Source organism: Flexivirga meconopsidis, assembly GCF_026162425.1.
GTDB classification, from domain to species: Bacteria; Actinomycetota; Actinomycetes; order Actinomycetales; family Dermatophilaceae; genus Flexivirga; species Flexivirga meconopsidis.
This window is the reverse complement of record NZ_JAOBQJ010000003.1, coordinates 327,222-352,255: the sequence shown is the minus strand read 5'-3', so window position 1 is coordinate 352,255 and position 25,034 is coordinate 327,222. Positions and strand designations below refer to the sequence as shown.

Below are 25,034 nucleotides of genomic sequence, written 5' to 3'. Positions count from 1 at the left end.
CTCAGCTCTGGGTCGCCTTGCGCAACTGGTCGGCCAGTTCTGGCCCCCACGTGGTGGAGAACGTCTTCGACAGATGGCCGACATTGCGGAAGACCGGGACCCCGCCGATGACCGACGGGCAGCCCCCGTCCTTGCAGAAGGTCTGCGCAACCGGGACGAACGTGACGCCCTTCATCCCCTTCGCGGCTTCCCGCAGCGCCTGCCAGGACGGGAACGCCTCGTCCTGCGGCACGACACACTTGGTGGTGGCGTCGATGCCGTTCTGCGACACACAGTCCAGCACGGACTGGTCGGCGCGCGGGACGTCCTGCACCACGATCACCTGTTTCCCGGAGTCGACGATCCGGCGCCAGGCGTCCTGCAGGCCCTTCACCGTCGCCGCCTTGTCGTCGCCGCGGACCAGGTTGACGTCATACCGGGTGACCAGCACGGTGTCGATGGTCTCGTCGGCGACGATCTGGTCGAGCAGGTCCGCCCGCCACGTCTTGCACGACGCGCGCCGCACCGGGTCGTCGATCGGCATCTCGCCCTCGGCCAGATAACAGCCCTCGTGCGCGGCCGACTCGATCCGCCAGTCGAGCTCCTTGCCGGCCGTGGTCAGCGCCGGATGCAGCGCCCCCAGGTGCGAGTCGCCGACGGCATACACCCGCTTCTTGGGCTTGTCGGGTGCCGCGAGCGTGCACCGGCGTATGACGGTTTCGGCTCGCTCCGACCAGCACTTGTCGTTGGTGCCGTCGTCGCTGCGCAACAACGCAAGTGACGGCGTCAGCTTGCTGGGCTGCTCACAGGTCGACCGGTTCAACGCGGGTGCGCCGACGCACGGGTCGGTCGTGGTGCGGGCCTTGGTGACCGCTTGCTTGGCCGCCGCCTCGCGCTGACCGAGGAGGTTGAGCCCGGCGTTGCCCACCAGGAGCACCGCAACCGCGCCGGCGACGACGGCCAGCCCGCTGCGGGTGAACCATCGCGCGTTGCCGTGCGCGCGCAGCGGCCGCTCGACGAACTGCATCGAGAGGTGCCCGAGGAACAGCGAGATCACCAGGATGACCAGCCGGCCGACGAACCCGAGACTGTGTCCGAGCGCGATCGGAGCGAGCACCACAATCGGCCAATGCCACAGGTAGATCGAGTACGACGCGTTGCCGATCAGCTGCACCACGTGGTTGTCGGCGATGATGTTGAAGACCCGGTCGTGCCGGATCGTCGCGATCATCAGGGCGCCGCCGACCGTCGGCAGCAGCGCGGCGTAACCGGGGAACGGCGTGCCGCCGGTGAAGCGGAAGGCGGCGATCAGCAGCATGGCCCCGCCCACCCAGGCGACCGCAGGCGGCACCTTGGCAAACCGTTGCGTCCCGGCGAAGGCCAACAGCGCGCCGATCCCGAACTCCCAGGCCCGCGTGGTGGTCACGAAGTAGGCGGCCGCCGGGTCGGCAACGGTGAGGTACACCGACCAGACGAAGGACGCCAGCGTGACGGTGGCGACGACGAGCAGGAACCAGCGGCGCCAGATGCGGCGACGGCGCGTGCCGAGCAGGGTGGCCACCAGCAGCAGCGGCAGCACGATGTAGAACTGCTCCTCGACCGACAGCGACCAGAAGTGCTGGTATGCCGTGGGCGGGTCGGTCGCGCTGAGGTAGTCGGTGGCGCTGGCGGCCAGCTTCCAGTTCTGCACGTAGAACCCGGACGCGATCGCCTGCTGGAAGTAGGTGCGCCACTGGTCCTCGCCGACCCAGACGAAGGTGGCGAGCGCGGTGAGCACGATGACCAGCAGCGAAGCCGGCAGCAGCCGGAATGCGCGCCGGGTCCAGAACTGCGCGAGCGAGATGCGGCCGTTCTTGCCGGCCTCGCGCAGCAGATGGTCGGTGATCAGGAAGCCCGAGATGACGAAGAAGACGTCGACCCCGATGAATCCACCACTGATGGCGCCCGGCCAGAGGTGATAGCCGACGACCAGGAGGACCGAGAGCGCCCGCAGAGCCTGAATATCGGTGCGGGTGCGGTTCTTCTTCGCTCTCGACCTTGCCGCCTGCCAATCCCGTCGCGTCGGCAGCGGCGCCGGAGCCACGGGCGCGGACATTGCCGCCCAGGATACTGACCGACCCTGCGCTGTCGGCGGCGGCCACGCCGAGGAGGCGACGCGAAGTTGCGCCCAGCTCAGCGCAGATGGTGCCAGACCAGCACGGTCACCGAGCAGAGAAAGATGACCGACCCGAGCAGGGCGAACGGCTTGCCGACCCGCGCGATACGCCTCGCGACCTCCGGTGGCGCGCCGAGCTCGACCAGGCGCCGTTCCGGTGTGCGCCGCAGGTTCTTGACGTTGAACGACGGCTGCGCGAGCGCGGTCGCGAACGGCACGTACAGCCCGATCACGGCGAGCGCCAACGGGATCCGCACCCAGAAGAGCCGGTGGGCATCCTCGGCCCAGAAACCGAAGGCGAGTGCCGCCAGAGCGGCCAGTGCGGCGATCGACTGGCTCGTCACCGTCGCTGCGACGCCGCGCCGGGCGTTGCCGCGAGCGGTCGTCACCAGGCGTCGCAGGTGGCGTTCCTGGGTGCGGCGGCGCGCCCACCAGACCCAGCACGCGCCGGCCACGACCAGCGCAATCAGAATCGTCGCCCGCACGATTCCGCACCCTACGCGACCGGCGCGCACTCGCTACTCGCTGTTGGATACTCACTGCTGGACAATCGCGGTATGACGACTCACGCCTCGATCGAACCGGTGGACGCCTTGCGCCGGATCGCGTTCCTGCTGGAGCGATCCCGGGCCGGCACCTACCGGGTCAAGGCGTTCCGCCAGGCCGCGGACACCGTGCTGCGCACCCCGGCCGACGAGCTGCGCCGCCTCGCCGACACGGGCACCCTCGACCAGCTGCCGGGCATCGGGAAGTCGACCGAGGCGGTGGTCGAGGAGTCACTCGCCGGGAAGCGCCCGGCATACCTGGTCAGCCTGGAGGAAAAGTCACCGGAGCGCCTGGTCGAGGGCGGGGAGAAATACCGCGCGGCGCTCAAGGGCGACCTGCACTGCCACTCCGACTGGAGCGACGGCGGGTCACCGATCCCCGAGATGGTCGCCACCGCGATGGAGCTCGGCCACGACTACCTCGCGCTCACCGATCACTCCCCCAGCCTGCGGGTCGCGAATGGACTGTCCGCCGAACGCCTGGGCAAACAGCTGCGGCTCATCGACAAGATGAACGAGCAGCTCACGGATTTCCGGCTGCTCAAGGGCATCGAGGTCGACATCCTCGACGAGGGCGAGCTCGATCAGGACCCGAAGCTGCTGGACCGGCTCGACATCCGGGTCGCGTCGGTGCACTCCAAGCTGAAGATGGCCTCGGCGCCGATGACCCGGCGGATGGTCGCCGCGATCGGCGATCCGCGCACCAACATCCTCGGACACTGCACCGGCCGGATGGTCGACGGCGAGCGCCGTGGCAAGAAGCTGCGCCGGGAGCAGTCCACCTTCGACGCCGCCGCGGTGTTCGCGGCGTGCGCGGAGCACGACGTCGCGGTCGAGATCAACTCCCGGCCCGAGCGCTGCGACCCGCCGGACGAGCTGATCGAGCAGGCGATGGCCGCCGGCTGCGTGTTCTCGATCGACAGCGACGCGCACGCGCCGGGGCAGCTGGACTTCGTCGAATACGGCTGCGAGCGCGCGCAGCGGCTCGGCGTCCCGCTGGAGCGGATCGTCGACACCTGGCCGCTCGACCGCCTGCTGGAGTGGGCGAAGAAGGGGTGAGGCCGCCGCCGTTTTGGTGGTTCGCGCTTCCCTCCCCTATAGTCGTCTAGTCCTCGTCACCAGCCGAGGCGGCTTGATGCTGAGGACTGGGTCGCAGGACAAGGTCCCCATCGTCTAGCGGCCTAGGACCCCGCCCTTTCACGGCGGTAGCACGGGTTCGAATCCCGTTGGGGATACGCATCGTTCGCGATGATGCAGTATGGCCGCAAGGCCCCGTAGCGCAGTTGGTTAGCGCGCCGCCCTGTCACGGCGGAGGTCGCGGGTTCGAGTCCCGTCGGGGTCGCCATCCCTTTCCTGGGAATCAAGTCCATAGGGCTCAAGGCCAGATAGCTCAGTTGGTAGAGCGAGCGACTGAAAATCGCTAGGTCGGCGGTTCGACCCCGTCTCTGGCCACCACCGGTCGCTTCGGCCGCGCACGAAACGGACTCGCCTTCGGGCGGGTCCGTTTTCGCAAGGTATGACGGTGCTCACACCAGGCCGGCGCGCGAGGCAACCACCGCGACCTGCACCCGGTTGCCTACGCCAAGCTTCTGCTGGGCCGCGGTGAGGTGCGTCTTGACGGTGGCCTCCCCGACATACAGCTGTGCCGCAATCTGGCCGTTGCTCAGCCCCTCGCCGACCAGCCGGACGACGGCGAGTTCGCGATCGGTCAGCGTGGCCACCGCGTCGCGTGCCGCCCGCCTGCCGGTGTCCCCGCCCGCCTGGACCTGCTGGAAGACCTGCCGCACGCTCTGCGGCGAGAGCGCGCCGTTGCCGCCCGCCACGTTGCGGATCGCGTCGATGATCTCGGTCGCCGCGGCGGTCTTGAGCAGGAAGCCGGACGCGCCCGCCCCGATGGCCCGCATGACGACGTCGTCGGCGTCGAACGTGGTGAGCACGATGACCTTCGGCGGGTTGGCGAGGGCCCGCAGCGCACCGGTCGCGGCGATGCCGTCGAGCCGCTGCATCCGCACGTCGAGCAGCACCACGTCCGGGAAGTGCTGCTGCACGGCAGGCACCGCCCGGTCGCCGTCGTCGACCGAGCCGACCACCTCGATGTCCGGCGCGCTCGACAGGATCAGCTCCAGTCCCTGACAGACCAGCGCGTCATCATCGACGAGCAGCACCCGGATCGGGCGTCCTTCGGCCGGTTCACTCATCGGCGGCTCCCTTCCACTCCCACGGCAGCCGCACCAGTGTGCGGAAGGCGCCCTCGTCGTCGATCCACACCCAGGAGTCTCCGCCGGCCTGCTGCACCCGCTCGTGCACGCCGGTCAGGCCGTTGCCTGGGCGCACCCGGCGGTCGCCCGGGTCCGCGGCCCGGTTGGCGGTGCTGATCTCGACGCCGCGCTCCGGCCCGGCGTCGATCTGCAGCCGCACGGGCACGCCGGGCGCGTGCCGGCGGGCGTTGGTGAGCAGCTCCTGGGTGATCCGGTAGGCGCTGCGCCCGACCCGCTCGTCGAGGGTGGCCGACTGGTCGATGAAGACGGCAGCGGCGACCGGGCTGCCGGCCGCGAGAGACTCGTCGATCAGCGACGGCAGCTCCCGCAGGGTCGGGACGGTCTCGCTGACGTCCGGGTCCTCCGGTCGCCGCAGCACCGCGAGCAGCGAACGCAGGTCGTTCATCGACTCCTGCGCTCCCTCACGGACCAGCGCCGCGCTCTTGGCCAGCTTCGGATCGTCGGCCGCGAGCTCGAGCCCGGCGGCGTGCAGAGACAGCAGCGACAGCCGGTGGCCGAGCACGTCGTGCACCTCGCGCGCAATGCGCTCGCGCTCGGTCTGTCGCGCGAGCTCCTCACCAAGCGCGTGCAGCTTGGTCTCGCTACGGGTCTCTTGGGCCCGGCTGACGGTCAGGTCGCGTCGGCTGCGGACCAGCCACGCCAGTCCTACGGTGACGGCGACCAGCAGCAGCGCCACCAATCCGACCAGCCACCAGGGGAATTCGGCGCCGTCGCGGATCGAGGCGAGGCCGCGCATCCAGGAAGACACCTTCGTGCCGCGGCTGTCCCTCCAGGTCGCGACCAGTTCGGCGGCAACCGTCGCCGCGATGCAACCCCACAGCCAGGGACCGGTCACGACGAGCGCCACGGCATACAGAGCGAAGAGCGGGGTGAGGCCGTCGAGCGGCAGCACCACGGTCAGTGCGCAGATCCCCAGGCTGATCCAGACCGGCCAGCGGTGTCGCCAGATGAGCAGCAACGCCAGACCGAAGCCGATCAGCGACGCCGCCAGGTAGATCCCGTCCAACTGGGTGTCGTTGGCGAGTTGCTGGTCGGTGATGCCTTCGTGGCGGTACTGCGCGAACGCCGCCGACATGATCTGCGCGCCGAATGAGACGAAGACGATCAGCACCGTGCTGAGCACGCCGAGTAGGCGCCGGGAACGCCACCAAGGTGCGATCGATGCGGTCGTCATGGCGGCACTCTAGAGCCGCGCGCCGACGCCGTGGCTCCCCCGATCGGTGGCGGGCGCATCCACCATTCGGCGGAGGTATGACGAGCCGTCCGCGGGAAGTGGCCGGCCCGCTGCCGGCGGCCTACTTGGGGCACGACAACGAACCCCGAACAAGGAGCACCGTCATGAGTCAGCACAACAACCCGCAGGAGCCGAATCCGTCGCAGCACTGGGGCGGCCAGCCGCCGCAGGGCGGGCCGTATCCGCCGGTGCCTCCCGGTCCGGCACCGGCCAAGCGCAACTGGTTTGCCCGGCACAAGATCCTCACCGGGTTGCTCGCACTGGTCGCGCTGATTGCTGTGATCAGCGTCGCCACCCAGGGCGGACAGAAGTCCGGCGACACCGCCGCATCCGACACCGCCACGGCTCAGGGGGCCGCGGCGCAGCCGAACGCGACGGGCGAACCGACGCCGAAGCAGGACAACACGACTACCCAGGCGAAGAAGGACACCAGCAAGGGCAAACCCGGCATCGGCGCCGCGGTGAAGTCTGGTGACCTGGAGTTCACCGTCACCAAGGTGGTGCGCGATCAGGCCAGCGTCGGCAAGGACTTCCTCGCTCAGAAGGCGCAGGGGAGCTACACGCTGGTCTACATCACGGTCCGCAACGTCGGTGACAAGGCCGAGACGCTGATCGACTCCGACCAGAAGATCAAGGACGGCGACAACAAGACCTATTCGCCGGATTCGACCGCGCAGCTCGCGCTCGACACCAACAACAACCTGATCTTCGAGCAGATCAACCCTGGCAACGCCGTCGACGGCGTGCTCGTCTACGACATGCCGACGGGCGTGCGGGCGACTGCGATCGACTTCAGCGGCGGCCTGTTCGACGACGCCAAGACGGTCCAGCTGGGCTGAGTCTCCCCGACCTGGTCGCCGTCTCCCACTGTGCCGGGAGGCGGCGATCAGCCGTCGACATACTCGGAAATGATTGCCGCACTTGCCTTTTCACTGACCAGGTAGACCGCTGAGGCGATGAAGAATCCGGGTATGTCGGGGAACACCGACGCGTCGACCACGCGCAAACCCTGCACTCCGCGCACCCGGAAATCACCGTCCAGCACGGCGCCCGGGTCGTCGTCGCGGCCGATCCGCGCGGTGCCGCAGGCGTGGTGACCCCACGCGTTGCCACGAACGAAGTCGCGCAGCTGGGCGCGGCTGGAAACCTTTGCGCCGGGCAGCAATTCACGCTTCACCGGCACGCCTTCGGGCAGGTGCGCCGCGATGTCACGGGCGATCTCGACGCCGTCGACCACGCCGTCGAGGTCCTGCTCGAAGCCGGGGCTGCCCTCCTCGAAGTAGCGGAACGCGATCTCCGGCACGTCGGTCGGGTCGGCGGACCGGAGACGCACCGTGCCGGCCCGGTTGTTGGTGTGCCCCTTGAGCACCAGCACCGAGAGCCGGTTGTGGTGTGCCACAGCGTCTTTCGCGTAGCCGGGGTAGTAGCCGCGGAATTCAATCGGCAGCGCGAAGATGATCAGGTCGGAGTCCTGGCCCGCCTGCCGGGACTGCGAACGAGCGATGATCGCGGCCAGTGACCCGTTCGTCGCATACGGGCCGTCGGCGCTGTCCCGCCACTCGGCGTAGAGCGAGTCCCCTTGCGCGGATCCATGAGGCACGTCGAGGTCCTCGCCGTCGAAGATCGGGTAGTTCTTCGCCAGCTCCGAAACCACCGAAACCTCATAGCGGTCATGCAGATTGGCGCCCACACCTGGCAGGTCGACGCGCACCGCGATGCCGTGCTCGTCCAGGTGCTCGCGCGGGCCGATGCCGGAGAGCATCAACAGCTGCGGGGTGTTGAACGCGCCACCGGCGAGGATCACCTCACGTCGGGCGACCACGAGCTGCAGCTGCGGATCGGGGGTGGCCGCCTCGGGGCTTGCGCCATACAAGTGCGAGCCGGCGAGATACTCCACGCCCACCGCACGGTCGTCCTCGACGACCACCCTGGTTGCGAGCGCACCCAGCCGGATCTCCAGCTTCCCCGGCACCTGCGCCTGCACCGACTGCAACCGCTCCCGGCTTCCGTTGCGGTGCCCGTCGCGCACCGCAACCGGGATGAACGTCATCCCCTCGAAGTCCGCAGGGGTGTCCGCAGCGTTCGGGTCGCGCGGCAACGACACTTCCTGCGGTATGCCGAAGCGCTCGCGCGCGGTCGCCTCCAGCGCACCGATCACGTCCAAGAACATCGGCTCACGGCCGGCCAGTTTCGGGTTCGCGCGGGTGGTACCCAGCCACCCGTCGGTGCCGTGCAGCGCCTTGGCGTCCCGCGCGGCTGCGTCGTCTCCCGGCAGCGGCTCCGCATCCGCACCGCGCCAGGCCTCCAGGCGCTGGAAGTGCTCGCGCATCGCGGCGGCCGCGAAACCGTCGTCACCGGTCAACTCGGCGAGCCGGTCCCAGTCGTCCGGGTGCGGATAGATGGTGACCAGCGCGCTGATCGCAGTGCTGCCGCCCAGAGTGCTGCCGCGCGGATAGAGCACCCCGTCGTACTCCGGCACGAACTTGTCATCCTGGCGCTGCTCGGCATCTTCGGTCCAGTGCCGCACGAAGAAGTCCCACCGCATCGCCGCGTCCTCGCTGGCGTAGGCCTGCATGATCGGCACCGAGTAGTAGGGGCACGAGTGGTCATCGCCGGCTTCGAGCACCAGGACGGAGTGTCCGGCCAGCGCGAGATTGGCCGCGAGCGGACCACCACCCGCCCCGGAGCCCACGATCACGAAGTCGTATTCGCCTGCGGTTGCTGCGTTTTCGGCCATGCCACGCTCCCCTGCGGCTTGTTTGGGTTCGACGCTATCGCACCCTCTCCTGCCCGTGTTGGCCCGCGCGAAACCCGATGGGTGCATGCTTGGACGATGAATGACCGCAGCATTCACGACCACATCAACGAGCTCGTCGAGACCGAGAAGAGCCTGCGCCAGCAACTTGCCGCCGGCGAGATCACGGCGCAGGAGGAGCACGAGCGGCTGCGTTCGGTGGAGACCGAGCTCGACCGTCTCTGGGATCTGCTGCGACAGCGGGACGCCCGGCGCGAGTTCCCCGACGCTGCGCCGCAGCCGGAGGAGCGGTCCGCGTCGACAGTGGAGAACTACCTGGACTGACCGGCGCGTAGCCGGCTCGGCGTACTTCTCGTCATACTCATGGGCATGCGACGTCGCCTCCTTGTGCTCCTCCTCGTCCCTGTCCTCGCCCTGTTGTGGTTCGCCGGCGCCGGTAAGGCGCTTGCGCATGACGAGTTGGTGAGCACCACCCCGCCGAAGGGCGCCACGCTCACGGCGGCTCCGCAGCAGGTGACGTTCACCTTCAGCGACACCGTGCGATCCACCGGCACCGCGGTGGTGGTGAAGGGCAGCGACGGCGCCGAGGTGCAACAGGGCGCCCCGAAGGTCGACGGCTCCAGCGTCACGCAGAGCCTCAAGTCGGGTCTGCCGGCCGGCACGTTCGATGTCGTATGGCGGGTCAGCTCCTCCGACGGCCACCCGATCTCGGGCAACTTCTCCTTCTCGGTCAGCGGCGGCGCGTCCTCCACCAGCGCCAGCAGCGCGGCGGCCAGCAACTCGGTGGTGCCCCCGGCGAGCAGCAGCGCCACGACGGACGGCGGCAACACCGTCACGAGCAGCGCCACGACCAGCTATCTCAGCCCGGCGCCGACCAGCCAGACCCCGACCGACAGCACCAACAACCAGCCCTGGCTCATCGCGGGCGGTGTGGTCGTCGCGCTCCTGGTGATCGGCGGCATCGTGGCGGCGATCCGGACCCGTGCGCGGGACGACAACGCCGACCTCTGAGCCTTGCCCGGCAGCCGGTGTCCGAGTCGTCGGCCGGTCGGTGCCCGGAATGAATCGGGGCTGAGGTACCGTTTACCCCACGACATAGACCGAGGATCCCGGGGTCCTGGGACGATGTGACATGCGACATGGCATGCCCGCGTCACCAGCGTCCCGGCAACACACACGAGGGGGTCTCGCCATGGGGCGCGGCCGGGCCAAAGCAAAGCAGACCAAGGTTGCCCGGGAGCTGAAGTACTTCTCTCCCGACACCGACTTGAACGCGTTGGAGCGCGAACTCCGCTCCAACGCCCGCGAGCCGGACGACGCAACCGCGGACGACTCTCGCGACGACGACGACTACGGCGACTACGCCGACTGGGCGTCACACAACCGCTGACCGCGCGCCGCTCAGCTCGGGTGCGACCCGATCAGCTGAGCGCCGCCGGCGTCGACACCCTTCGCGCCGGTCACGATCTCGGCCACAGCGGCATCCACCTGGTCGGTCCGCTTGATTTCGCCGAGCACCCAGGCCGGTAGGTCGCAGTCGGACAGCACCTCGAGCGCACCGTCGACGTGATCGGCCGGCAGCACGACCGCGAACCCGACCCCGAGATTGAGGGTGCGTTCCAGGTCGGGCTGCGGCACGTTGCCGAGTTCGCCGATCACCGAAAACACTGCCGGCGGCGTCCAGCTCGCACGGTCCAACACCGCGGTGCTGCCGGTCGGCAACACCCGCGCCAGGTTGGCCGCGAGCCCGCCACCGGTGACGTGGGACAACGCATGCACCGGCACGGTGCGCACCAGCCGCAGCAGAACGGCGGCATACACCCGGGTCGGGGTGAGCAGTTCCTCGCCGAGCGTGCGTCCGAACTCCGGGACGTCGCGGTCCAGCCGCCAGCCGGCGTCGGCGATCACCCGGCGCACCAGCGAGAAGCCATTGGCGTGCAGCCCGCTGGAGGCGACACCGAGCACGACGTCGCCCGGCTCGACGAGGTCGGGAGTGAGCAGTTCGGCCCGCTCCGCGACGCCGGTGGCGGCGCCGGCCACGTCATACTCGGCCGGCTCGAGCAGGCCCGGATGCTCGGCGGTTTCGCCGCCGACCAGCGCGACGCCGGCCTGTTCGCAGGCGCGCGCGATGCCGCCGACGATCGCGGCGATGCGCTCGGGCACGACCTTGCCGGTCGCGATGTAGTCGGTCATGAAGAGCGGCTCCGCGCCGCACACCACGATGTCGTCGACGACCATGCCGACCAGGTCGAAGCCGATCGTGTCGTGCACGTCCATCGCCTGCGCGATCGCGACCTTGGTGCCCACTCCGTCGGTCGAGGTGGCGAGGACCGGGTGCGCCATACGGCCCAGAACGGAGGCGTCAAACAGTCCCGCGAACCCGCCGAGCCCGCCGAGCACCTCGGGCCGGGTCGCGCGCCGCACAGACGCCTTCATCAGCTCGACCGCCTTGTCACCCGCCTCGACGTCGACGCCGGCGTCGGCATAGGTGGTCTGCGGGGTGTCCGGCATCTGTTCTTCTCTCATGTATGACGGGAGTTACGGCCGCAGCAGGGCGTTCTCAGCCCCGCCTGCGACGCCGAGCGAGACGCCTTCGGCGTCGTGCCGCTGGTCCTCCGGCGCGACATCGACCGAGCTGTCGTGGCCGGTGCGCACCTGGATCGGCAGCGTCTCCAGCACGTGCTTGCCGATGCGGCCGTCCTCGGGCAGCGCGATCGGGTATTCGCCGGTGAAACACGCCGAGCACAGCTGGGTCGGCGGCTGATCGGTGGCGGCGATCATGCCGTCCTCGGAGATGTAGCCGAGCGAGTCGGCGCCGATCGAGGCACGGATCTCCTCGACACCGAGGCCGGTGGCGATGAGTTCGGCGCGGGTGGCGAAGTCGATGCCGTAGAAGCACGGCCACTTCACCGGCGGGGACGAGATGCGCACGTGCACCTCGGCGGCGCCCGCCTCACGCAGCATCCGGACCTGGGCGCGCTGGGTGTTGCCGCGCACGATCGAGTCGTCGACGACAACCAGACGCTTGCCCTTGACCGCGTGCTCCAGCGCGTTGAGTTTCAGCCGGATGCCGAGTTGGCGCAGCGTCTGGCTGGGCTGGATGAAGGTGCGCCCGACATACGCGTTCTTGACGAAGCCCTGGCCGAAGGGGATGCCGGACTCCTGCGCGTAACCGGTCGCGGCCGGCACACCGGACTCCGGCACGCCGATCACCAGGTCGGCGTCCACCGGATGCTCGCGGGCGAGCACGCGGCCCATTTCGACGCGCGCCTCGTGCACCACGCGGCCGCGGATCACCGCGTCGGGGCGGGCCAGGTAGACATACTCAAAGACGCAGCCCTTCGGCTTCGGCTCGGCGAATTTGTGGCTGCGTAAACCGAATTCGTCGATCGCGATCAGCTCACCGGGCTCGACCTCGCGGATCACGCTGGCGCCGATGGTCTGCAGTGCGGCGGTCTCGGAGGCGACGACCCAGCCGCGTTCGAGGCGGCCGAGCGCGAGGGGGCGCACGCCATACGGGTCACGGGCGGCGTAGAGCGTGCCCTCGTCCATGAAGGCGAAGCAGAAGGCGCCGTCCAGCAGCGGCAGCACCTCCAGCGCGGCCTCTTCGAGCGGCTTGTCGGGGTTCTCCGACAGCAGCGCGGTGACCACGGCGGTGTCGGAGGTGTTGCCGCGGGCGAGTTCACCGCGGGTGGCGCGACCGTCGAGGCGCTCGGCGAGCAGGTCGCGCAGTGCGGCGGTGTTGATCAGGTTGCCGTTGTGCGCGAGCGCCACCGTGCCGCGGTCGCTGCCGCCGAGCGTGGGCTGGGCGTTCTCCCAGGTGCTGCCGCCGGTCGTGGAGTAGCGCGTATGGCCGATTGCCAGGTGGCCGCGCAGGGAGCTGAGGCTGGACTCGTCGAAGACCTGCGACACCAGGCCCATGTCCTTGTAGACCAGGATGCTCTCGCCGTCGCTGGTGGCAATGCCCGCCGACTCCTGACCACGGTGTTGCAGGGCATAGAGCCCGAAGTAGGTCAGTTTGGCGACGTCCTCGCCAGGGGCCCAGACACCGAAGACTCCGCAGGCGTCCTGCGGGCCTTTGCCGTCGGGAGAAAGGTCGTGGGATAGCCGTCCGTCACCGCGAGCCACGTGCTCCAGTGTGACACGCCGGGCGCCGGCACGCCGAACCCACGTCGTACGACGGGGGCCGCGCGGATCAATCGCGGTTCAGCAACCACTCCAGGAGCAGCCCCGCAATCGCGCCGGTCAGCGCCCCGAGGGCAGCGCCCACACCGCCGAGTAGCGCAACGCTGGTGCGACCGGCGTAGTCCGCCTGATTCGGGCCGCTGCCGCCGAGGATGACGCCCGCGATGAGGCCGATGACCGCGCCGGTGATGATGAACGCACCGAAATTCGGCGTACGCACCCGCCGCCGCGTCACCGCGGGAGCGTCGGTCGTCGCCGATTCGGTGGGTTCGACAGGTTCTGGCACGCCTTCCACGGTAACCCGCGGTCTCGCCCGCTGCGCCACGCGGGCGGGAGGAGGGGCCGCGCGTATTCGCGTGCACATCCCGCAACCGTTTCGAGTTATGCACGCCCCCGACCCAACCCGCGTGCATATCCCGCAACCGTTTCGAGTTATGCACGCCCCCGACCCAACCCGCGTGCACATCCCGCAACCGTTTCGAGTTATGCACGCCCCCGACCCAACCCGCGTGCACATCCCGCAACCGTTTCGACTTACGCACGCCCCCGACCCAACCCGCGTGCACATCCCGCAACCGTTTCGACTTCTGCACCGCCTACTCGTCAGTAGGGTCCCCGCCGCGGGCTCCCGGCGCCGACTAGGGTGAACCCTCAGGTTCACATGCCCGCTCCTGCTTGAAGGTGATCGACATGCCCTGGCTCATTCTGGCGATCGTGATCGTGGTGCTCGCGGTCGCGCTCTGGCTCTTCCTGCGCGACCCGCAGAAGGGAGGGTCGGTCGGCATCCACGGCGTGACCGGCAAGCACAAGATCAGCGCCGCCGATGAGGCTGCCACCGAGGAAATCGAGCAGGCGGATGCCAAGTCGACCAAGGAAGCTGCCGCGGTCGGCGCTGGTATGGCGGCAGCCGGCACTGCCGCAGCCGCGGGTGCCGGTGCGGCAGCCGCGAAACCGGCGGCCTCGGCACCGGCAGACAAGAGCGAGGAACCTGCCGCACCAGCCGCTGACGACTGGGATGCGCCGCCTCCTTCGCTCGACGACTCCGCACCCGCCGCCAAGAGCGAGCCCGCGAGCACACCGGCCACCCCCGCCGCAGACGACTGGGATGCGCCGCCGCCTTCGCTCGACGGCTCCGCACCCGCCGCCAAGAGCGAGCCCGCGAGCACACCGGCCACCCCCGCCGCTGACGACTGGGATGCGCCGCCGCCGGCACTGGACAATGCCAAGCCGGCCGCCACGAGCGAGCCCGCCGCACCCGCGGCTTCCACCGGCGACGACTGGGATGCGCCGCCGCCGGCACTGGACAATGCCAAGCCGGCCACCACGACCGAGCCCGCCCAGGCCCCCTCGGCCAGCCCCGGCGACGACTGGGACGCTCCCCCGCCCGCACTGGACGACTCCAAGCCGGCCACCAAGGCCGAGCCCGCCGCACCCGCGGCTTCCACCGGCGACGACTGGGATGCTCCCCCGCCGCCCCTGGACGATGCGCCCGCGTCGGCAACGTCGAAGCCCGAATCCACCCCCGCACCGGCCGCTCCCGCACCGGCCGCCCCTGCAACGTCGACCTCCGGCTCCGGCGACGACTGGGACACCCCGCCGCCCGCACTCGACGAACAAACACCCGCAACGAAACCGGCCGAACCAACCGCAGCAATCTCGAACGCCGAATCCACCCCTGCACCCGCTGCATCTGCGGCTCCTGCTGCCTCAGGCTCCGGCGACGACTGGGACACCCCGCCGCCCGCACTCGATGAGTCGGCACCTGCGCAGACCGCCTCCACCGCCGAGCCGGAGACCCCGGAGCGGGGACCGGCGCCCGAGGCGAAAACGGCCGTGGTCCCCGCCGAAGCCGAGAAGCCCGCTCCCGCCCCTGGCGCCTCGGCTTCCGGCGCCGGTGACGACTGGGACACCCCGCCACCACCGCTGGACGACCCCGCGCCCGCTGCCGCAGCATCGGCCCCCGCTCAAGACCGGCCCGCGGCTCCCGAGTCCGCGCCGGCGGCTGAGCCGGCCGACGAAGAAGCGACCGCGAAGGCGCCGCCTGCCCCGACCGAAAAGCCCGCGCCCGCAGCCAAACCACGCGACGATTGGGACACCCCGCCTCTGCCGCTGGAAGAGTTCGAGAACCCGGACGCGAAGGGCTGACCGCCCGCCACTCTCCCCACGACCGTCGGCGGAAAAGTGCACCCGCACACCCCGGACTCGCACTCTCCCCACGACCGTCGGCGGAAAAATGCACACGCACACCCCGGTCTCGCACTCTCCCCACGACCGTCGTCAGAAAAATGCACCGACGCCCCGGGTTAGTTCTTTCCGGGAAGACTTCAGCACCGTAAATAACCCCACGCGGCCGGCGGACGGTGGCAGAGTCGGCATACCCGACCAAGGAGCCACCGATGACCACCGACCAGTCGATCCGACACCCGGCCGGGCAGCCAGCCCGACGCGCGGTCCTCTTCGGCTTGGCAGCCGCCCCGCTCGCCCTCGCACTGGATCCGGCCCCCGCCGAAGCGGCAGGCGGCCCCGGTCGCAATTACCTTGTGCCGCAACCTCGTCCAGGCCAATTCCCGACCCAGCCGACGACGCCGAAGCACGAACTTCGCGCGATGTGGGTGTCGGTCGTCGCCAACATCGACTGGCCCTCGAAGCCCGGCCTGCCCGCGGCGCAACAGCAGGCGGAGCTGATCGACTGGCTCGAACTGGCCGTGCAGCAGCGGCACAACGCCGTCATGCTGCAGGTGCGCCCGACGGCCGACGCGCTGTGGCCGTCGCCCTACGAACCGTGGTCGGCCTGGCTCACCGGCAAGCAAGGGGCCGACCCCGGCTACGACCCGCTCGCCTTCGCGGTCGCTGAGGCGCACAAACGCAACCTCGAACTGCACGCGTGGTTCAACCCGTTCCGGGTTGCGATGACCGAGGACCCAGCGACGCTCATCCCGTCGCACCCGGCCCGTCGGCACCCCGACTGGGCGATCCCCTACGGCGGCAAGCTCTACTACAACCCTGGCGAGCCGGAGGTCCGCCGCTTCGTGGAGGACGCGATCATGGACGCGGTCAGCCGTTACGACATCGACGCCGTGCATTTCGACGACTACTTCTATCCATACCCTGTCGCGGGCAAGCCCTTCCCGGATGACGCATCCTATGCGCGGTATGGCGCAGGCCAGTCCCTCGCCGACTGGCGCCGCTCCAACATCACAAGTCTCATCACCGAGCTCGGACAGCGCATCAAGTCCGCGAAACCCCTTGTCCAGTTTGGCATTTCGCCGTTTGCTGTATGGCGCAACAAAGCCACGGACCCGCGCGGCTCCGACACCACGGCCGGCGCGCAGACCTACGACGACCTTTACGCCGACACTCGCGACTGGGTGCACCGCGAACTCATCGACTACATCGCGCCGCAGGTCTACTGGTCGATCGGGTTCACTGCCGCCGACTACGCCAAGGTCACCGACTGGTGGGCCAAGACCACGGCCGGCCGCCAGGTGCACCTCTACATCGGCCAGGCGACCTACAAGGTCAACGCAAACGCCGACCCCAATTGGTCTGATCCACAGGAGCTTTCGTCACACCTGCAGTTCAACACCGGCTATCCGCAGGTGCAGGGCAACATTTACTTCTCGGCGGTCTCCGTGCGCACCGACGCACTCGGCGCCACCAGTCTCCTGAACCGCACCTGGTACACCAGGCCCGCACTACTCCCGGCGAGCACCTGGCTCAAGTCACAGCCGCCGGCGCCGATCCGGGCCCTGAAACGCTCTGGGCCCGGCGGAGCGACCCTGCGCTGGCGCGCCGGCTCGGCCGACACCGCACATTTCGCGATCTATCGGATCCCATTGTCGGACAAGCACGCTCGGGCAACCAGCGAGAACCTGGCCGACGCCGCAGACCTGCTCGCGGTGATCCCCCGCGACGGCGCGACGGCCGCGTGGACCGACCCGGCACCCACCGGGACATCACCGGTCGCCTATGTCGTCAGCGCCGTCGACCGCGCCGGCAACGAGAGTGCCGGCGTCGCCGTCAACTGACCGTCAGTCGCGGAAGCACTTCCGCCGCAACGGCTTCCATCGTCGTTACTGCCGCCTCGTAAGGGTTCGATGATCGCGGCCAGTGGGTGATCACGTCGGTGAAGCCCAGCTCGCCCGCGTGACCCACCAGGTCCTCGAACCGGTCGACGCTCTCGAACGACGACCGGCGGAACGGGTCCAGGTTGAGGTGCCGCTGGAAGCTCGCGTCGTTTCCGCGCCCGGCGCCGTCCAACGCTGCATCCATCCGCTCACCGAGCGCCGCGAGGCTCCGCCACCACTCGTCCTCGGTGCCGGTCGGTTTGCCGTAGGTGACCCAACCCTGTCCGATTTCGGCCGCCAGCTTCATTCCCTTGGGCCCGTTCGCCGCAATCAGGAACGGCACCCGCGGTTGCTGCACACATCCTGGCAAGCTGCGAGCATCGTTGGCGGAGAAGAACTTTCCCGAGTAAGTCACGTGATCCTCGCGAAGAATCCGGTCCAGCAGCCGGGCAAACTCGGCAAATCGATCGGTGCGTTCGCGCACCGTGAAAGAGTCGCCGAGCAGGGTCGAATCGAGGTCCCCACCGGTGCCCATGCCGCACAGGAAGCGGCCATTCGAGATGTCGTCCAAGGCCAGCACATCCCGCGAGAAGGTCACGGGGTGCCGGAAGTTCGGCGAGGTGACGAACGTGCCGATGCCAATGGTTGACGTCACCATCGCGGCCGCGGTCAGGGTCGGAGTCGTCCCAAACCACGGCGAGTCCGGCAGACCACCCCAGACGAGGTGATCGTAGGTCCAGGCATGGTCGAAGCCGAGCTGCTCGGCGGCCTGCCATTTCGGCGCGGCCTCAGCCCAGCGATATTCGGGCAGGATGGTGATTCCGACGCGCATCCGACCAGCCTACGGGCGGGCCAGCAAGGGCAGGTATGCCGACAGATCCGACCGGGAGCCGGACGCCGACACCCGACCGGTCGCCTCCGCCTCCGCCCAGGTCAGGTCACCGACGACCAGCTGCATCCACGAGTTCGGCTGCAATTCGACGACGTTCGGTGGAGTGCCGCGGCGATGAGTCAGCCCCTCGATGACCTGCACCGCGCCGTATGGCGGCACTCGCACCTCCACGCTGCGCCCTGGCGCCTGGAGCGCAAGCTCTTGCAACGTGAAGCGCACCGCGGTCGCGAGGGTCGCGCGCTCCACCGCCGGGTCGGCGCACCAGGCGAGCACCGCCTCCCGTCCCTGCGCCGCATCGATCTTCCGGGTGGCCACGTCGCACCATTCTGCCGCAGGCCACCAACGATGAGCACTGCACCGACGCCATACCCTGATCGGGTGAGCGCAGGCCCGTCCGACCACACCTTCGACTTCGCCCCGGACGACCGCGGCGGTGTCACCGTGCTGCGCGACGGCCACCCCCAGTCGCACGTCGACCTGGCCGATCCGGAGCTGCTCGTCTTCGAGTACGTCGCCCAACTCGCGATCGGGATCGACCTCTTGGCGCCCGGGCCGATCTCGGCCACTCACATCGGCGGTGCCGGGCTCACCCTTGCGCGATACATCCAGCACACTCGTCCCGGCTCGACGCAGATCGTCCTCGAACCCGACGTCGCCCTGACCGACGCCGTGCGGCGGGAGCTCCCGCTCCCTCGCGGGCACCGCATCCGAATCCGCCCGCAGGACGGGGCAACCGGGCTCTCCACCCTCCACGACGATGCCGCTGACACCCTCGTCCTCGATGCGTATGACGCAGGCCGCGTCCCCGCGGACCTGTTGTCCCCCACCGCGATCGCCCACTACGCCCGCGTCCTCAAGCCGGGCGGCCTCGCGCTGCTCAACCTCGCCGACGAGCCGGATAGACGGCACCTGGCGAGGGCGCTGGCCACCATCCTCGTCGCCTTCCCGCACGCGGTGGTACTCGCTACCGCCGAGGTGATGAAGGGACGCCGGTTCGGCAACTACGTTGTGTTTGCCTCAGGTTCGCCGATCGAGCTCGACGAGGTCCGGCGTCGCCTGCCCCGCCTCGCGGCACCGACAGCGGCCCGATCCGCCGCAGCGCTGCGCGGCACCGCCAAACCATTCACCGATGCGGACGTCCAGCCGTCGCCCGCACCCCCCGACCCGGGCACGTGGCGAGTTCGCTGAATCAGTCCTTCTTCCAGACGTATTCGTGCTCAGGTCGGCCGGTGCCGCCATACCGCAATCGCATGGTCGCCACTCCTTCGTCGACCAACGCCGCCAGGTAACGCTGCGCTGTAGCGCGCGCAATCCCCAACTCACTACCCAACTCCGCAGCGGTCGTCGGACCAGCCGCACCTTCCAACGCGTCCCGGACGAGGGACGCGGTGACGGACGACTGACCCTTCGGGGTCTGCGGGCGATCTCCTTCGTGCAGCGACCGCAGGGCGGTGTCGATCTGATCCTGGTCGAGCAGGCCGCGGTCAACTCTCCCGCGATAGCGCTGCCACGCCTTCAACCGACGAATCAACTGATCGGCCGGGAAAGGCTTGACCACGTAGTTGAGCGCGCCCGCCGACAACGCAGCGCGCACCGTGTCCGCCGAGGAGTCCGCGGTGATCATGATGACGTCGCACGCCGTCGACGCGAGTTCGGCACACACCTCCAGGCCCGGCCGATCCGGCAGGTAGTTGTCCAAAAGCACCAGATCGGGCCGCAATTCGGCTGCCGCGTCCAATGCCGCGACCGCGGTGTGTGCCACCGCGGCAACCTCGAGCCCCTCCACCGAATCGGCATACGAAGCGTGCACCCCCGCCACGCGGAAGTCGTCGTCGACGACCAGCACCTTCCTCACTGATCCTCCCGGAAGTCCTCGTCCGCCAGCACACCGGGCAGGTGCGCGACGAACACCGTCTCACCGTTGTCTCCGCCACGTGCGGTCAGCCGCAGCTCGCCCCCGAGCGCCTCAGCGGTCCGGCGTGAGATCGCCAGACCCATCCCGCGACCGGTCCCGCGGGAGCTGTAGCCCTCCACGAAGATCGACGCGGCTCTTTCCTCACTGATGCCGTCACCGGTGTTGGCGACCGACAACACCAGCGTGCGATCGTCGGCAAGCAGATCGACCTCGACGACCGCCGGCCGGGCAGCCGAGGTGCGGGCCGCCTCGATTGCGTTGTCCACCAGATTCCCCAGGACGGTGATCACCTCGACCGGCGCCACCAGCTTGCGCGGCACCCACGTCTCTTCCGACAGGATCAGGCGCACACCGGCTTCGGCGGCGTACGACTGCTTGCCGGCGAAGAACGCGCGAATCGTGTTGGACTGCACCGCCGAAGAATTCTCCGATTGGTCGGTCGTCGCGAACTTCGCACTGTCACTGAGGTATTCGATGGCGTCTTCGATCGCGCGGGTGTGGAGCAGACCCATCACGGTGTGCATCCGGTTGGCGAATTCATGCCGCTGCGCGCGCAATGCGCCGGTCAGATTGCGCACTGCGGCGAGTTCGCTGGTGAGCTGTTCGAGCTCGGTGCGGTCCTGCACGGTGAGCACCGCGCCGAGGTCGGTGCCGTCCTCCAGCCGGACGGGCCGGTGCCCCGCCACCAGCACCCGACTGCCCGAGACGGCGGTGACCAGATCGGATGCGCCGTCCGCCGGCATCGACAGCGCCCGGGACAGTCCGGCTGGCAGATCAAGGTCGTCCAGCGGCATCCCGACCTCGATCTGCTTGTCCAGCAACCGTTTTGCCTCCGCGTTGCACATCGTCACGCGACGTTCCGTGTCGACGGCGAGCACACCTTCGCTGATGCCGTGCAGCACCGCCTCGCGTTCCCGCACGAGGTCGGCCACCTCTGACGGCTCCAGGCCCAGCGTCAGCCGCTTGAGCCGGCGACCGAGCATGGTGGTGAGGGCGACCGCGATCAACAATGCGAGCAAGGTCCACGGGACGGTGACGAACAGCGCACTGCGCAGCGCGTGGCCGACCTCGCTGGCCGCGAACCCGACACTGACCTCGCCGACGATCCGGCCGGAGTCGTCGCGCAACGGCACCTTCCCGCGCGCCGACAAACCAAGCGTCCCGCGATCGATCGAGGTGTTCTCGCGGCCGGCGAGCGCCTCGTCGGGATTGGTGCTGACCATCTTGCCGATTTCGTCGGTGTCGGGATGCGCCAGACGGATGCCACGGTCGTCGGTCACCACCACGAAGAGCGCGCGCGTCGACTTCTGCTGCGCCATGGCCATCTCCTGCACCCGTGGCTGATCCTCCCCGGCGACCGCGTCGGCCAGGCCCGGGTCGGACGCCACCGCGCGGGCAACCGCGAGCGCCCGCTGCTCGTACTGCGTCGACAGCGTGCTGCGCAGGAAGAAGCCGGCGACCAGCAGACTGCCGAGTCCGAGCGCCGCGACGACGGCAACCTGCAGCAAGACCATCTGGCGGGTGAAGGGCACTCGGCGCGCCTGCTGATCGCGTCGAAGGGCGCGAATCATGGCGGTCACCTTAGACCGTGATCCGTCTCACAACGCCAGAATGCAAAATGCGCAAAACGCGCCGAGCGCGCGAAAACGCAGCAACGCGAGCAAGACTGCCGCGCCATACCCGCCTGCCCCTAACGTCCAGCCCCGAACCGAACGATGTGACTGCGATCACAAGAAAACGGAAGGGGGCCGCGATGACACCACCGCTCGTCGAGCTGTCACACGCGACCAAACGATTCCTCAAGGCCGACGGCGGCACCCACACCGCCGTATCGGACATCTCGATGACCGTGGGCGAAGGCGAATTCGTCGCGGTCGTCGGCCCGACCGGCTGCGGCAAGTCGACGACCCTGTCGCTCGTCTCCGGCCTCGAGCCGCCGTCCGAGGGCACGGTCGACGTCGCCGGATCGCCGGTCCGCGGCATCCCGGACGGGGTCGGCTACATGTTCCAGGCCGACGCGATGCTCCCCTGGCGCAACGTGATCGCCAACGTCGCCGCCGGTCCGATCTGGCGGGGTGTCTCCAAGTCGGAGGCGCACGACCGCGCCCAGGACTGGATCACCCGCGTCGGCCTCGGCGGCTTCGAGAAGTCCTACATGCACCAGCTGTCCGGCGGCATGCGCAAGCGCGTCGCGCTCGCCCAGACACTGGTCAACGAGCCGCGCATCCTGTTGATGGACGAGCCGTTCTCCGCGCTCGACGTGCAGACCCGGGCCCTCATGCAGAACGAGCTGCTCGACCTCTGGTCGGGCACCGGCACCGCGGTCATCTTCGTCACCCACGACCTCGAGGAGGCCATCGCACTGGCCGACCGAGTCGTGGTGATGACCGCCAGCCCGGCCCGGATCAAGGACGACTTCCGGATCAACCTGCCGCGCCCGCGCAACGTCGAGGAACTGCGGCTCACCCCCGAATTCATCGAAACCTATTCCAAGGTCTGGCAATCGCTGTCCTCCGAGGTCGAGACAGCACGCAAGCAAGGAGCCGCCCGTGTCGCATAGCACTCTCAACGCACCTGGGACCGAGGAGGCCGCTGCCGCAGACGGCCGGATGGCGACGCCGCTCGCCAAGAAGGACCCTCGCGCACAGCTGCGCAAACACAAGACCCTCGTCTACACGCTGCGCATCGCGCTGCTGGTCGCGGTGCTGGCGTTCTGGGAGATCTCGGTCAACCTCTGGTTCGACCCGTTCTTCTACTCCAAGCCCAGCCTGATCTGGGACAAGCTCGTCACCTGGTTCACCGACGGCACCGCGCAGGGCTCGATCTGGGAGCAGATCGCGGTGACCCTGCAGGAGGCGGTCTACGGATTCGTCATCGGCTCGGTCGCCGGCGTCGTCCTCGGCATCCTGCTCGGCCGGGCCCGGCTGCTGTCGGAGGTGCTTGCGCCGTTCATCCAGGCGGCCAACGCCGTGCCCCGCATCGTGCTCTCGGCGATCTTCATCATCTGGTTCGGTCTCGGCATGGAGTCCAAGATCGCCACCGCCACCGTGCTGGTGTTCTTCCCGGTGTTCTTCAACGCCTTCCAGGGCGCCCGCGAGGTCGACCGCAACCTGGTCAACAACGCCCGCATCCTCGGCGCGAGCCGCTTCCAGGTGCTCCGCTCGATCGTCGTGCCCAGCGCGACCTCCTGGATCCTCGCGTCGCTGCACACCGCGTTCGGTTTTGCGCTGATCGGCGCGATCGTCGGTGAGTTCGCCGGCTCCACCAAGGGCGTCGGCCTGCTCATCTCGACCGGGCTGGCCGCATTCGACTCGGCCGCGATCTACGCCGGCATGGTCATCAGCACCGTCCTGGCACTGATCGCCGAGCTCGTCCTCGGGTATGTCGAGCGGCGTCTGCTCAAGTGGCGTCCCCCGTCGCAGTCCGAGACCGTCGCGGTCTGACCCCTTCCCTTCACGAAAGTCAGGAAAACCCATGATGCACAAGCGAATTGCCGGCGCCGCCGCCCTCGGTATGGCGGGAGTCCTCGCCCTCGGAGGGTGCGCCACCAAGAAGGACAACAAGGCGAGCGCCGCCAGCGGTGGCGGCTCGAGCGACAAGGTCCAGATCATGGTCGGCGGCATGAGCAAGGTGATCTACCTGCCTGCCGCGCTGACCCAGCAGCTCGGCTACTTCAAGGACCAGGGCCTCAATGTGGAGCTCGTCGACACCCCTGCGGGCGTCACCGCCGAGACCGCGCTGGTCGCGAACAAGGCGCAGGGTGTCGTCGGCTTCTACGACCACACCATCGACATGCAGTCCAAGGGCAAGTGCCTGGAGAGCGTCGTACAGTTCGCCAACGTGCCCGGCGAGGTCGAGGTGGTCTCCAAGAAGGACGCGGCGTCGATCACCTCGGTCAAGGACTTCAAGGGCAAGAAGCTCGGGGTCACCAGCCAGGGCAGCTCGACCGACTTCCTCACGCAGTACCTCACCGGCAATGCGGGCATCAGCAGCACGGAGTACACAACGGTCAAGGCGGGCGCGGACGCGACGTTCATCGCGTCGATGAAGTCCGGCGGCATCAACGCCGGCATGACCACCGACCCGACCGTCGCGCAACTGACCAAGACCGGCGAAGGCAAGATCCTGCTCGACATGCGCACCGAGGCCGGCACCAAGAAGGCGCTCGGCGGCCTCTACCCGGCCAGCTCGCTCTACATGTCCTGCGACTACGTGAAGCAGAACCCGCAGACCGTCCAGAAGCTCGCCAACGCGTTCGTCAAGACGCTGAAGTGGATCAAGACCCACGACGCGTCGCAGATCGCGGCCAAGATGCCGACCGACTACAAGGGCAGCGACCCGAGCCTCTACGCCAAGGCGCTGACCGACTCCAAGGGGATGTTCAACGACACCGGCGTGATCGACGAGGCCGGCGCCAAGAACGCCCTGGAGGTCCTCGGCTCCTTCTCCCCCTCGGTCAAGCCGAAGAAGGACACCATCGACATCACCAAGACCTACAGCACGGAGTTCGCCAAGAACGCCAAGTAGGCACGCCCTCCCGGCGATCGCGACCCGCGCCATACCCGACCGAAGCGGTATGGCGCGGCCGCCGCGACTACGATCGGGCCATGCTCCGGACGATGATGAAGTCCAAGATCCACCGCGCGACGGTGACGCAGGCCGACCTGCACTACGTCGGTTCGATCACCATCGACGCGCTGCTCATGCAAGATGCGGATCTGCTCGAGGGCGAGCAGGTCGACGTCGTCGACATCACCAACGGCAACCGCCTGACCACCTACGTCATCACCGGCGACGCCGGCAGCGGGATCATCGGCATCAACGGGGCGGCCGCCCACCTGATCAACGTGGGCGACCTGGTCATCATCATCGGTTACGGCCAGGTCGACGACGACGAGGCACGCGGCTTCACCGGCAACGTCGTCTTCGTCGACGAGCACAACAAGGCGCTCGACTGCGGGCACGACCCCGCATCGGCCCCGGAGGACAGCGGCCTCAAGGACCCACGCCACCCGGCATCGGCCTGAG

The 25,034-nt window shown here is 68.8% G+C and carries 24 protein-coding genes and 3 tRNA genes; 15 read left to right on the top strand and 12 right to left on the bottom strand.

Annotation, left to right across the window (positions count from 1 at the left end; translation table 11 throughout):
* Window position 1 precedes the first annotated feature (1 nt).
* On the bottom strand, window positions 2–2,074 hold the full coding sequence (locus tag N2M23_RS11430) for an acyltransferase family protein (RefSeq protein WP_265445625.1): 2,073 nt from the start codon (window positions 2,072–2,074) through the stop codon (window positions 2–4).
* A gap of 77 nt (window positions 2,075–2,151) precedes the next feature.
* On the bottom strand, window positions 2,152–2,619 hold the full coding sequence (locus N2M23_RS11425; protein ID WP_265445623.1) for a hypothetical protein: 468 nt from the start codon (window positions 2,617–2,619) through the stop codon (window positions 2,152–2,154).
* Window positions 2,620–2,691: 72 nt separating this feature from the next.
* Between N2M23_RS11425 and N2M23_RS11420 the strand changes: the two genes are divergently transcribed.
* From N2M23_RS11420 to N2M23_RS11405, 4 genes are all read left to right on the top strand, one after another.
* The gene (locus N2M23_RS11420; RefSeq protein ID WP_265445622.1) at window positions 2,692–3,738 is read left to right on the top strand and encodes a PHP domain-containing protein; all 1,047 of its coding nucleotides are present in this window, start codon (window positions 2,692–2,694) and stop codon (window positions 3,736–3,738) included.
* A 103-nt stretch (window positions 3,739–3,841) separates the two neighbouring features.
* A tRNA-Glu gene (locus N2M23_RS11415) sits at window positions 3,842–3,914 on the top strand.
* 33 nt (window positions 3,915–3,947) lie between these two features.
* Window positions 3,948–4,024 (top strand) — tRNA-Asp (locus N2M23_RS11410).
* A gap of 34 nt (window positions 4,025–4,058) precedes the next feature.
* Window positions 4,059–4,134: transfer RNA gene (locus N2M23_RS11405), tRNA-Phe, on the top strand.
* 71 nt (window positions 4,135–4,205) lie between these two features.
* Here the strand turns inward: N2M23_RS11405 and N2M23_RS11400 are convergent.
* Both N2M23_RS11400 and N2M23_RS11395 read right to left on the bottom strand, forming a co-directional pair.
* A complete protein-coding gene (locus N2M23_RS11400; protein WP_265445621.1) occupies window positions 4,206–4,877 on the bottom strand; it encodes a response regulator transcription factor in 672 nt (223 codons plus the stop codon).
* Window positions 4,870–6,132, bottom strand: a complete 1,263-nt coding sequence (locus N2M23_RS11395) for a sensor histidine kinase (protein ID WP_265445618.1) — start codon at window positions 6,130–6,132, stop codon at window positions 4,870–4,872. Before N2M23_RS11395 ends, N2M23_RS11400 begins: the two co-directional genes overlap by 8 nt.
* A 164-nt stretch (window positions 6,133–6,296) precedes the next feature.
* Between N2M23_RS11395 and N2M23_RS11390 the strand changes: the two genes are divergently transcribed.
* Complete coding sequence (locus N2M23_RS11390; protein ID WP_265445617.1) at window positions 6,297–7,031, top strand: DUF4352 domain-containing protein; 735 nt, start codon at window positions 6,297–6,299, stop codon at window positions 7,029–7,031.
* 47 nt (window positions 7,032–7,078) lie between these two features.
* Here the strand turns inward: N2M23_RS11390 and N2M23_RS11385 are convergent, their stop codons facing one another.
* Complete coding sequence (locus N2M23_RS11385) at window positions 7,079–8,929, bottom strand: GMC family oxidoreductase (RefSeq protein ID WP_265445615.1); 1,851 nt, start codon at window positions 8,927–8,929, stop codon at window positions 7,079–7,081.
* 96 nt (window positions 8,930–9,025) lie between these two features.
* On the opposite strand from N2M23_RS11385, the gene N2M23_RS11380 reads away from it, so the two are divergent.
* The 3 genes from N2M23_RS11380 to N2M23_RS11370 all read left to right on the top strand — a co-directional run bounded on the left by N2M23_RS11380 (window position 9,026) and on the right by N2M23_RS11370 (window position 10,337).
* Complete coding sequence (locus tag N2M23_RS11380; protein WP_265445613.1) at window positions 9,026–9,271, top strand: DUF2630 family protein; 246 nt, start codon at window positions 9,026–9,028, stop codon at window positions 9,269–9,271.
* Window positions 9,272–9,316: 45 nt separating this feature from the next.
* Entirely contained in the window at window positions 9,317–9,958 is a 642-nt protein-coding gene (locus N2M23_RS11375) for a copper resistance CopC family protein (RefSeq protein ID WP_265445612.1), read from the top strand.
* Between the two features lie 181 nt (window positions 9,959–10,139).
* Window positions 10,140–10,337 (top strand): DUF3073 domain-containing protein, encoded by a 198-nt coding sequence (locus N2M23_RS11370; RefSeq protein ID WP_265445611.1) that lies wholly within the window; start codon window positions 10,140–10,142, stop codon window positions 10,335–10,337.
* Window positions 10,338–10,348: 11 nt separating this feature from the next.
* Here the strand turns inward: N2M23_RS11370 and purM are convergent, their stop codons facing one another.
* The 3 genes from purM to N2M23_RS11355 all read right to left on the bottom strand — a co-directional run bounded on the left by purM (window position 10,349) and on the right by N2M23_RS11355 (window position 13,418).
* On the bottom strand, window positions 10,349–11,458 hold the full coding sequence (gene purM / locus N2M23_RS11365; protein ID WP_265445609.1) for a phosphoribosylformylglycinamidine cyclo-ligase: 1,110 nt from the start codon (window positions 11,456–11,458) through the stop codon (window positions 10,349–10,351).
* A 27-nt stretch (window positions 11,459–11,485) separates the two neighbouring features.
* Complete coding sequence (purF, locus tag N2M23_RS11360) at window positions 11,486–13,075, bottom strand: amidophosphoribosyltransferase (RefSeq protein ID WP_265445607.1); 1,590 nt, start codon at window positions 13,073–13,075, stop codon at window positions 11,486–11,488.
* A 67-nt stretch (window positions 13,076–13,142) separates the two neighbouring features.
* Entirely contained in the window at window positions 13,143–13,418 is a 276-nt protein-coding gene (locus N2M23_RS11355; RefSeq protein ID WP_265445606.1) for a hypothetical protein, read from the bottom strand.
* A gap of 404 nt (window positions 13,419–13,822) precedes the next feature.
* Here N2M23_RS11355 and N2M23_RS11350 point away from each other — a divergent pair, with 404 nt between their 5' ends.
* Together N2M23_RS11350 and N2M23_RS11345 are read left to right on the top strand one after the other, a co-directional pair.
* Entirely contained in the window at window positions 13,823–15,277 is a 1,455-nt protein-coding gene (locus N2M23_RS11350; protein ID WP_265445605.1) for a hypothetical protein, read from the top strand.
* A gap of 251 nt (window positions 15,278–15,528) precedes the next feature.
* Window positions 15,529–17,160 carry a glycoside hydrolase family 10-like protein gene (locus N2M23_RS11345; RefSeq protein WP_265445604.1) on the top strand — a complete coding sequence of 544 codons (1,632 nt, stop codon included), beginning with the start codon at window positions 15,529–15,531 and terminating at the stop codon, window positions 17,158–17,160.
* On the opposite strand, the gene N2M23_RS11340 is transcribed toward N2M23_RS11345, so the two are convergent.
* Window positions 17,153–18,031, bottom strand: a complete 879-nt coding sequence (locus tag N2M23_RS11340) for an LLM class flavin-dependent oxidoreductase (protein WP_265445603.1) — start codon at window positions 18,029–18,031, stop codon at window positions 17,153–17,155. The genes N2M23_RS11345 and N2M23_RS11340 overlap by 8 nt on opposite strands.
* Window positions 18,032–18,040: 9 nt before the next feature.
* Entirely contained in the window at window positions 18,041–18,406 is a 366-nt protein-coding gene (locus tag N2M23_RS11335; protein WP_265445602.1) for a sterol carrier family protein, read from the bottom strand.
* Between the two features lie 63 nt (window positions 18,407–18,469).
* Here N2M23_RS11335 and N2M23_RS11330 point away from each other — a divergent pair, with 63 nt between their 5' ends.
* Window positions 18,470–19,279 (top strand): spermidine synthase, encoded by an 810-nt coding sequence (locus N2M23_RS11330; RefSeq protein WP_265445600.1) that lies wholly within the window; start codon window positions 18,470–18,472, stop codon window positions 19,277–19,279.
* 1 nt (window position 19,280) lies between these two features.
* On the opposite strand, the gene N2M23_RS11325 is transcribed toward N2M23_RS11330, so the two are convergent.
* On the bottom strand, window positions 19,281–19,946 hold the full coding sequence (locus N2M23_RS11325; RefSeq protein ID WP_265445599.1) for a response regulator: 666 nt from the start codon (window positions 19,944–19,946) through the stop codon (window positions 19,281–19,283).
* Window positions 19,943–21,577: an ATP-binding protein gene (locus N2M23_RS11320; RefSeq protein ID WP_265445597.1), complete on the bottom strand. Its 1,635-nt coding sequence runs from the start codon at window positions 21,575–21,577 to the stop codon at window positions 19,943–19,945. Before N2M23_RS11320 ends, N2M23_RS11325 begins: the two co-directional genes overlap by 4 nt.
* A 182-nt stretch (window positions 21,578–21,759) precedes the next feature.
* On the opposite strand from N2M23_RS11320, the gene N2M23_RS11315 reads away from it, so the two are divergent.
* The 4 genes from N2M23_RS11315 (at window position 21,760) to panD (ending at window position 25,033) form a co-directional block, all read left to right on the top strand.
* Complete coding sequence (locus tag N2M23_RS11315) at window positions 21,760–22,566, top strand: ABC transporter ATP-binding protein (RefSeq protein WP_265445595.1); 807 nt, start codon at window positions 21,760–21,762, stop codon at window positions 22,564–22,566.
* Window positions 22,556–23,449 carry an ABC transporter permease gene (locus tag N2M23_RS11310; protein WP_265445594.1) on the top strand — a complete coding sequence of 298 codons (894 nt, stop codon included), beginning with the start codon at window positions 22,556–22,558 and terminating at the stop codon, window positions 23,447–23,449. The genes N2M23_RS11315 and N2M23_RS11310 overlap by 11 nt, the downstream gene beginning before the upstream one ends.
* 31 nt (window positions 23,450–23,480) lie before the next feature.
* On the top strand, window positions 23,481–24,533 hold the full coding sequence (locus N2M23_RS11305) for an ABC transporter substrate-binding protein (RefSeq protein ID WP_265445593.1): 1,053 nt from the start codon (window positions 23,481–23,483) through the stop codon (window positions 24,531–24,533).
* An 80-nt stretch (window positions 24,534–24,613) separates the two neighbouring features.
* Window positions 24,614–25,033, top strand: coding sequence for an aspartate 1-decarboxylase (gene panD, locus N2M23_RS11300; protein ID WP_265445591.1), 420 nt, complete (start codon window positions 24,614–24,616; stop codon window positions 25,031–25,033).
* The last annotated feature ends 1 nt before the right edge of the window (window position 25,034 follow it).

Excerpts from the sequence above, each read along its gene's own strand:
- N2M23_RS11420 (WP_265445622.1), top strand. The coding sequence starts at position 2,692 with ATGACGACTCACGCCTCGATCGAACCGGTGGACGCCTTGCGCCGGATC.
- N2M23_RS11430 (WP_265445625.1), bottom strand. The coding sequence starts at position 2,074 with ATGTCCGCGCCCGTGGCTCCGGCGCCGCTGCCGACGCGACGGGATTGG.
- N2M23_RS11350 (WP_265445605.1), top strand. The coding sequence starts at position 13,823 with ATGCCCTGGCTCATTCTGGCGATCGTGATCGTGGTGCTCGCGGTCGCG.
- panD (WP_265445591.1), top strand. The coding sequence starts at position 24,614 with ATGCTCCGGACGATGATGAAGTCCAAGATCCACCGCGCGACGGTGACG.
- N2M23_RS11375 (WP_265445612.1), top strand. The coding sequence starts at position 9,317 with ATGCGACGTCGCCTCCTTGTGCTCCTCCTCGTCCCTGTCCTCGCCCTG.
- N2M23_RS11305 (WP_265445593.1), top strand. The coding sequence starts at position 23,481 with ATGATGCACAAGCGAATTGCCGGCGCCGCCGCCCTCGGTATGGCGGGA.
- N2M23_RS11370 (WP_265445611.1), top strand. The coding sequence starts at position 10,140 with ATGGGGCGCGGCCGGGCCAAAGCAAAGCAGACCAAGGTTGCCCGGGAG.
- N2M23_RS11400 (WP_265445621.1), bottom strand. The coding sequence starts at position 4,877 with ATGAGTGAACCGGCCGAAGGACGCCCGATCCGGGTGCTGCTCGTCGAT.
- N2M23_RS11380 (WP_265445613.1), top strand. The coding sequence starts at position 9,026 with ATGAATGACCGCAGCATTCACGACCACATCAACGAGCTCGTCGAGACC.
- N2M23_RS11390 (WP_265445617.1), top strand. The coding sequence starts at position 6,297 with ATGAGTCAGCACAACAACCCGCAGGAGCCGAATCCGTCGCAGCACTGG.
- purM (WP_265445609.1), bottom strand. The coding sequence starts at position 11,458 with ATGCCGGACACCCCGCAGACCACCTATGCCGACGCCGGCGTCGACGTC.
- N2M23_RS11315 (WP_265445595.1), top strand. The coding sequence starts at position 21,760 with ATGACACCACCGCTCGTCGAGCTGTCACACGCGACCAAACGATTCCTC.
- N2M23_RS11385 (WP_265445615.1), bottom strand. The coding sequence starts at position 8,929 with ATGGCCGAAAACGCAGCAACCGCAGGCGAATACGACTTCGTGATCGTG.
- N2M23_RS11395 (WP_265445618.1), bottom strand. The coding sequence starts at position 6,132 with ATGACGACCGCATCGATCGCACCTTGGTGGCGTTCCCGGCGCCTACTC.
- N2M23_RS11345 (WP_265445604.1), top strand. The coding sequence starts at position 15,529 with ATGACCACCGACCAGTCGATCCGACACCCGGCCGGGCAGCCAGCCCGA.
- N2M23_RS11340 (WP_265445603.1), bottom strand. The coding sequence starts at position 18,031 with ATGCGCGTCGGAATCACCATCCTGCCCGAATATCGCTGGGCTGAGGCC.
- N2M23_RS11320 (WP_265445597.1), bottom strand. The coding sequence starts at position 21,577 with ATGATTCGCGCCCTTCGACGCGATCAGCAGGCGCGCCGAGTGCCCTTC.